Consider the following 7,552-nt stretch of genomic DNA (forward strand, 5'->3'; position numbering starts at 1 on the left):
GACGCGACGTCCTTTCAAGCAGAGGGAAGCGCGACCGGCGGACATGCCGCGCGCGGTTTCGGGTGAGCCGTGAACGGTGAACGGATGGTTGTCAGGGGGTCCCCGTCATTTTTTGATATTGCGGCTCATTCGCGTAACTTCCTCATCACACGTGAGGGATACAGGATCCGTTCAGGCGACCGACTCGCGGGATCGTGGACAGCCCGGCCCAGAGCACCCAGGCCCCACCTCAGGACCGCAGGTTGAACTGAATCGGAACCACCAGTTCGAGCCGCGCCTGTGGCATGGAGGCTGGCAGGCTGGGCAGGGGTTGTGCCCGTCGGATCAGGGCCAAGGCTTCGTTGTCCAGCAGGTCATGCCCCGAACTGCGTTGCAGGCGATGCGACAGCACTCGCCCGTGCCGATCCATGACGAAGAAGAGAAGGGCGGTCCCCTCCTGGCGGCGGCGCTGGGCACGGCGGGGATAGGTCTTGTGCTTTTCCAGCCAGGCCCGCAGTTGGCCCATGTAAGTCGCCTGGGCCGCCGGGTTGCCGGCGCTGGCCTGGGGGGCCGGCGCGGGAAGGGCGGACGTCACGGCAGCCGTGGTGGCCGTGGTGGCACGCGGGGCGGTTTGGGTCTGAACCGGGGGCGTCCGAGCCACCTGCACCGGCCGCGGGCGTGTCGGCGCGACCGGTTTGTCCAGCGGCCGGGGCGGGATGATCCGTGTCACCTCTTCAGGCTCCGGCTCTGGCTCTGGCTCTGGCTCTGGCTCTGGCTCTGGTTCCGGCTCGGGCTCGGGCTCGGGCTCGGGCTCGGGCTCGGGCTCGGGCTCGGGCTCGGGCGCGGGCTCGGGCTCGGGTTCCGGCTCAGGCTCAGGCTCTGGCTCTGGCTCTGGCTCAGGCTCGGGTTCCGGTTCTGCCTGGGCCACGGGGACGTCGGGCTCCGGCGCCTCACGCACGCTGGGCGGTCCCAGCGACACCGTGATCCCTCCTGGAGGGAGAAGGTCGGCCACCGGCTCCGGCGCCTGACGCGCCAGGCCCGTCAGCGCCCCCCCGTGCAGAAGGGCCGCCACCGTCAGGGCCACGACCCAATGTCGTCGTTTGATGTCCATCACCGGTCGTCCGGCACGGTCAGAAGAACCACACGCTCCACACCCGCCTCATGCAAGCGTTCCATGATCGCCACCACGCGGCCCGCCTCGGCCTGTCCGTCGGCCTTCAGGCGCACCCGCGCGGCATCCTCGGTCTCGCCCAACCGCTCGGTCAGCGCGGCCCCGAACGCCGCCGCCGGGACCGGCACGCCGTCCAGCGCGAGCTGACCGTCGGCACCGACCAGCACCAGCACGTCGCGGGTCTCGTCCAGCCCCTCGCTGGTGGACCGGGGCGGCGCCACCTCGAACGGGTCCATGGCCGCCAGGGAGCCCGCCAGCATGAAGAAAATGAGCAACAGGAAGACGACGTTGATCAGGGGCAGGATGCGTTCATCGTCGTTGGCGCGCCGGGCCGGTTCAAAACGCATCGGCGGTCCCTCCCTGGGGCGCGGCTGCCCGCCGCAGGGCTATGTTCGTCACACCCAGCCCGGCCAGGCGATCCAGCACCATCACCGCGCGCTGCAAGGACACGCCGGTCGCCGGCCGCACCAGCACCCGCTGGTCCGGATCGGCGGCCAGGCGGTCGGTGACCACCCCGGCGATCCGGTCGAGGGTCACGACCCGCCCATCCAGGCGCAGCCGGTCCCCCTCGACATCGACCAGCAGAGTGGTCGCGGCATCGGCCGGCGCGCCCCGGCCCTTGGTGGGCGTGTCCAGACCGATCGAGCGCCAGTCCAGGAAGCTGGACGCCAGCATGAAGAACACCAGCAGGATGAACACGACATCAATCAGCGGGGTCAGGCTGACCAGGGCGCGGCGGCGCGGCGTCCCGGTCAGGGCGTCAAACCCGGGCGGCGATGGCGTCGGTCCGGACGACGCGGCGGGGCGGCTCATGGCGCACATCCTCGTTGGCGTAGGGAGTCCCGTGCGGCGGATCCTGGGACAGGTCCTCGGTGAACACGCGCGTCACCACGCTTTCCATCTCGTGCGCCACCCGATCGACGCGGCGTTCCAGCCAGTTCAGAACGACGATGACGGGCATGGCGACGGCGAGGCCGACGGCGGTGGTCAGCAAGGCTTCCCAGATACCGCCCGACAGGATGGCCGGGTTGACCTGGTTGCCGGCGGCCTCCAACTGGCGAAAGGCCTCGATCATGCCGAGCACGGTGCCGAACAGGCCCAGAAGCGGCGCCAGCGAGGCGATCACCTCCAGCGCGCGGAACCAGCTTCGCAAGCTGTGCAGCGCGTCGGCGCCGACACGGACCACCTCCTCGCGCACCTTGTGCTCGGGCAGCCCCCGGCTCTGACCGCGCATGGCCCGGGCCAGGGCCTGGGCAACCGGGTTGCGGCAACGCCCGGCGACGGTCATCGCCTCCTGCGCGCGCCCGGCCGTGTAGAGGACCAGGGCGTCCCGGGCCACGCGGGTCTGGCCCAGGCGGGCGGCCCGGAACTGCCACAGCTTGAGAAGAACGATGGCCAGCGCCACGACCGACATGCCGGCCAGGACCAGGACCACCGGTCCACCGACCGTCAGAAGGTCCAGGGCCTGGGTGACCGTGTCCCGGGCGGGTCCCTCGGGCAGCATCCCATCCAGGGGCGTTCCGGCCAGCGTGTCGGCGCCCGCCTCATGACCCGTCTCAACACGGGGATCGGGGCCGTCGATCAGGGACTCGGACGCCCCGGCTTCCGGCTCCGAAGAGGTCGCGGGCGCGGCCGTCGCCGGACCCTCGGCGACCGGATCGCCCGCCGGCGCGGCGGCCACGGGGTCGGGCGTCGCGAGCACCTCCCCGGTCGGCGGAACGTCCGGACTAGGCTCGTGGGTGACGGCATCCTCGTCATTCATGGTGGTCGTCCCAAGCGGAAGGGTTCAGTGGATTCGGCGGCGGGCGCGGCTCCATCGCCGCCCCTTTCTCGCATGGCGACGCCACACCCCGGACCGGGATGTGCCTTAATTGCGACCGATCCGCATTCCCATCATTTTCTCAGGAAAAAAACAATGGGTAATTTGCCGAACCACCGCCCTCGCGAAACGCACGCGCTTGGTCCGGACCGGCACATCACCCCGGGGTCGGGCGATACGAGGAACGCCGGACAACGGCGCCGGACAGTGGCGCCGGACAGTGGCGCCGAGCAAGAAATGGGTCCGCAGAGACCATGGCGTCGGAGTTCCGAGGCTTGGACAGGAAACCGCGAGTCATTATCATCCGCGACAACCCGTCCCCACCCTTGGATGGGATACCCCACACCGATCACCCGCGCCGACCGGTCGATCCGGGGGAGGTCGGCAAGGCGCAACACCCTGCTTTTGGACACCACTCGTGGATCATGAAAACCACTGGTCCCGCTTCGCCAGGGATTTCGAGGAGCGAACCCACTATGTCGCCGGACACCGCAATCTCGACGAGATCCGGCGCGTGCTCTCCGCTCTGGCACTGTCCGGGCGGGTCCTTGAACTCGGGTGCGGCAACGGCATGCACACCCGCGTCGTCGCGGACACGGCGGACGCCGTGGTGGCGACCGATCTGTCCGAAGACATGGTCGCCGCCGCCGGGACCCGGCTCGCGGACTTACCGAACGTTCGGGTCGAGCGACAGGACGCCGCCGCCCTGGCCTACCCGGATGCCGCGTTTGATGCCGTGCTGATGGTCAATCTGCTCCACGTGATCCCGAACCGGGCGGCGGTGCTCGCCGAAAGCCGCCGCGTCCTGAAAGCCGACGGACAGCTTGCCGTCGTCAGCTTCACCACCGACGGCATGGAGCCGATGGCCAAGCTCGGCCTGATCTATCGATACACGCGCGCCTATGGAAAACGCCCCAAGGGCGCGCAAGCCCTGACCGTGGGCGGAACCCGCGCCATGGTGGAGGCGGCCGGGTTCATACCCCGGGACGCATGTCTGATCGGGGACAACTGCAAGGCCGTGTACGTGCATGCGGTCACGCGGCCCGGCACGTCGGACGGTCGCGATCCAGCACGGCGTATCTCGGCGTGACGGCGCCGTGACGGCGCCGTGACGGCGCCGTGACGGCGACGGCCGGACCAAACCTCTGAACGCGTGTCACACCGAAATCGTGCCGGCTCTCGGGGCAAGGCCCCCATGGGCGGCGTCGTCCCAGGACAGGAGGGTCGCCATCATGTGCTTGTCCCGGGTCGCATCGGTGCCCGCATCCGCGCGCAGGCCCTGCCCTTTCGCGCAAGCGGCGGAGCACTACACGACGACGTCGAGCTTTCGTCACGCATTGCGCCGGAGAGCCTGGTCGGAAACTCACGTGGGCCTGGATGTGGACCGCGCCCATGGCGCCGGACGCATCGATATCCAACGCTTCCGCGACGGGCTGACCGTGGGTGTCGCCGACTACACCATGGGAGCGGCACGCGAGGACTCCTATCTGACCAAGGGGCCATCGTTCGGCGTGAGCATCATGCTGCGGGGTCGGTTCGAGCTTGCGGCGCCGGATTTGGGCCTGCGGGATCGGGTCGAGAGCGGACAGGTCTGGCTGCGCGGCGGTGATCTGGGTCTGGTGCGGGCCCGTCTGGCGGCCCGTGAACGCATACAGGGCCTGTCGATCGACGTGCCGTCCACCATGGTGGAGGCTTGGCGCGAGGCCGGCCCGAGGGCGTTCAACGCCACCGTCGCGGGCATCCTGACGGGGTCTGATCCGGTGTGCACCCGGGTTCCCGGGTCCGATGGCCGGCTTCTGACCATGGCCGGGGCTCTGATGGGGACCGACATGGGGTCTCCCTGCGGACGCCTGCACACCGAATCCCTGGCCCTGGATCTGCTGGCCCGGTTGCTGGCGCCCGACGCGTCACCGACCGGCCGCTGCTGTCGTCGCAAGCACGCGGCGCTGGACGAGGCCATGGACATCCTGCGCGCCGAGTGGATCGATCCTCCCACGATCGCCCGGCTCGCGCGGCGGATCGGCCTCAACGAGTGTTATCTGAAGGCCGGGTTTCGGGACCGTTTCGGCACGACCATCGCCGGGTCGGTGCGTCACATGCGCATGATCGAGGCACGCCGCCTGATCGAGCAGGAGGGCCAGTCGGTCCAGCAGGCGGCGCTTTCGGTCGGGTTCTCGAACCCCAGCCATTTCTCGGCGGCCTTCCGGCGCGTGCACGGTTGCAACCCGTCCCACCTGGTCTCCGGGGTCGGCCGACGGCCACGCGACGCTTAATACCGGCGGCGGGGGTCCCGTCGCCGCTTGCCTCGGGAAGTCGTCCGTCAGGCGACCGGTGGCCCGATGATCATGGGACGCCTTGGTCGACATGCGCATTCAGAGTGTATGCGGACGGAACGCGCGGCATGCAGGATCGGCGTCCCCCGGATCTCATCGTATTTCCCGATCGGGGTTGTGGCTTTCCGTCTCCGGGTGGCGGGATGCATTTAGATGCGATCAAGATGCGCTCGCAACATTGACCCGCCCGCCTTGTGAGTGACGCCTCCCATGACCCATGCGCCCCGCGCTTCGCGTGTCTTCTTGCTCCGCCGCCCTTGTCGCCGGTCCCTGATGTCCGCCACCGCGTTGGTCGGGTTTGGGGTCGGGGTCGGGATCGCGGTCACGCTTTCGTTATCACCCGCCCTCGCGCAGGAGGCCCCGGCCGAGGCGGTCGCCGAGGCGCCGTTTGTGATGGACACCCTGCGGGTCACCGCCCGCCGCGCCGAGGAAAGCGTGAAGGACGTTCCCTTCACGGTGACCGTGATCGGCGGCGACACGGTGGAGGAGCGCGGCACGACCAGCCTGGAAAGCACCCTGATGGGCACGCCTGGGATCAACATCGGATCATACGGCGACGCCAACAACGCCAACATGAAGATTCGGGGTGTTGGCTCGCTCAATCGAATCGGCGGCGACGACAGTTCCGTTGTCCTCTACGTGGACGGGATGCCGGACAACGTCTCGGGCCTGTCCGCCCAGACCCTGGACGTGGAGCGGTTGGAGATCCTGAAGGGACCGCAAGGAACGCTGTTCGGCCGGAACAGCGAGGCCGGAGCGATCAATCTGGTGTCCCGCAAACCGACGGATGTTCTGGAAGGCTACGTGCGGGGCGAACTAGGCACCGGGATGTACCGCCTGACCGAGGGGGCCATCAGCGGCCCCATCGTCGGCACCCTCAAGGGCCGTTTCGCCTTCCGCTACAATGGCGAGGACCTTTGGGTCGACAATGCCCGCGACGGCGAGCCCCTGACCAAGCCCGAGGACCTGACGGCACGCGGCACCCTGCAGTGGGATCCGACGGACCTGACGTCGCTCACCGTCGTGGCCAGCCGCGAGGTCCTGACGGACCATCCGGGATTCATGGTCTTGCGTCCCTATGGCGAGTCGCCGGTCATGGACGTTCCGCCGGGCAGCATCGTGGACGAGAAATGGTCCAGCCGGATCTCGGCCGAGGTGACGCACACCCTGCCCTTCGCCGTGGCCACCGTGTTCAGCGGCTACACGCGCATGGACTGGAAGACCGGGGGGCCGTTCTATGAGGGACGCCTGTACGACACCTTGATCGGCATGACGCCCGACTCCACTCGGACCGTCATGATTGGCCGCAATGTGTTCAATCAGGAACTGCGTCTCTCCTCGCGGCCGGAGGAAAAGGTGTTCTGGGTCGCCGGCGCCAACTACTACCGGTCTGACTGGCGCTCCAGCAACCGCGACTCCTTTGACGCCTTCTATCCAACCAACCCCTTCAACGCGGACATCGACCGCGACTACGAGACCGAGAGCTATGCCCTGTTCGGCGAGGTGACGGTGCCGGTCACCGAGTCCCTGAAGGTCACCGCCGGCGTGCGGCAGACCTGGGAACACAAGACGTACGATGCCGTCTGGCGCGCCACCGCGTCGAATCCCAGCACACTCAGGGTCTCCCGCGACAAGCAGGAGCTGGACGACGACTACATCACGGGACGGCTGGCCTTCGGGTACGACGTGACACCCGACCTCACCGTGCACGGTGTCTATGCCCGGGGCTACAAGTCCGGCGGTTGGGGCGATCACGGGTCCAACATTTCCATGGGACTGTCGGACGCCCCCTATGACGCCGCGATCGTCGACAGCTACGAACTGGGGATGAAATCCGACTTTCTGGACGGTGACCTGACCGTCAACGGCGCCCTGTTCTGGAACACCACCCGAAACGACCACCTGATGCTGTTCGACACCACCACGTTCACCACCCAGGCCCGGAACTTCGACACGGAAAGCAAGGGGATCGAACTGGAGGCCGCCTGGCGGCTCGGCCATGGGTTCACCCTGGGCGGCAGCCTCGCCTACACGGACGCGAGCATCACGGGCGTTCCGGCGAACTCCGGCACCGATGTCCAGGTGGGCAACAAGGTGCCCCACGTCCCTGAGTGGGGGTGGACGCTGTCCCTGACTCACATGATGGATTTGCCGGAAAGGCTTATCCCTTTGCTTCCGGTGCGATCAACATATCGTAGGTGATGGGGCCTTTGGTGGTGACGATTCCCAGGAGGGATCGAAAGGCTGCGT

At 68.2% G+C, this 7,552-nt stretch carries 7 protein-coding genes; 3 read left to right on the plus strand and 4 right to left on the minus strand.

Translation table 11 applies throughout. From position 1 onward, the window contains the following. Positions 1 to 229 precede the first annotated feature (229 nt). From GGD89_RS13310 to GGD89_RS13325, 4 genes are read right to left on the minus strand one after another with little or no spacing between them, the layout of a single operon-like run. On the minus strand, positions 230 to 1,090 hold the full coding sequence (locus GGD89_RS13310) for an energy transducer TonB family protein (protein WP_184046044.1): 861 nt from the start codon (positions 1,088 to 1,090) through the stop codon (positions 230 to 232). Beyond that, a complete protein-coding gene (locus GGD89_RS13315) occupies positions 1,090 to 1,497 on the minus strand; it encodes an ExbD/TolR family protein (RefSeq protein WP_184046046.1) in 408 nt (135 codons plus the stop codon). The genes GGD89_RS13310 and GGD89_RS13315 overlap by 1 nt, the downstream gene beginning before the upstream one ends. After that, positions 1,487 to 1,963, minus strand: a complete 477-nt coding sequence (locus GGD89_RS13320; protein ID WP_184046048.1) for an ExbD/TolR family protein — start codon at positions 1,961 to 1,963, stop codon at positions 1,487 to 1,489. Before GGD89_RS13320 ends, GGD89_RS13315 begins: the two co-directional genes overlap by 11 nt. Next, a complete protein-coding gene (locus GGD89_RS13325; RefSeq protein WP_221238455.1) occupies positions 1,911 to 2,912 on the minus strand; it encodes a MotA/TolQ/ExbB proton channel family protein in 1,002 nt (333 codons plus the stop codon). The genes GGD89_RS13320 and GGD89_RS13325 overlap by 53 nt, the downstream gene beginning before the upstream one ends. A gap of 475 nt (positions 2,913 to 3,387) precedes the next feature. Between GGD89_RS13325 and GGD89_RS13330 the strand changes: the two genes are divergently transcribed. The 3 genes from GGD89_RS13330 (at position 3,388) to GGD89_RS13340 (ending at position 7,504) form a co-directional block, all read left to right on the plus strand. Next, positions 3,388 to 4,059 (plus strand): methyltransferase domain-containing protein, encoded by a 672-nt coding sequence (locus GGD89_RS13330; protein ID WP_184046050.1) that lies wholly within the window; start codon positions 3,388 to 3,390, stop codon positions 4,057 to 4,059. A gap of 277 nt (positions 4,060 to 4,336) precedes the next feature. Then, on the plus strand, positions 4,337 to 5,242 hold the full coding sequence (locus GGD89_RS13335) for a helix-turn-helix domain-containing protein (RefSeq protein ID WP_184046052.1): 906 nt from the start codon (positions 4,337 to 4,339) through the stop codon (positions 5,240 to 5,242). A gap of 453 nt (positions 5,243 to 5,695) precedes the next feature. After that, positions 5,696 to 7,504 (plus strand): TonB-dependent receptor, encoded by a 1,809-nt coding sequence (locus GGD89_RS13340; protein WP_184046054.1) that lies wholly within the window; start codon positions 5,696 to 5,698, stop codon positions 7,502 to 7,504. The last annotated feature ends 48 nt before the right edge of the window (positions 7,505 to 7,552 follow it).

This window comes from Roseospira visakhapatnamensis (assembly GCF_014197915.1).
Lineage (GTDB): Bacteria > Pseudomonadota > Alphaproteobacteria > Rhodospirillales > Rhodospirillaceae > Rhodospira > Rhodospira visakhapatnamensis.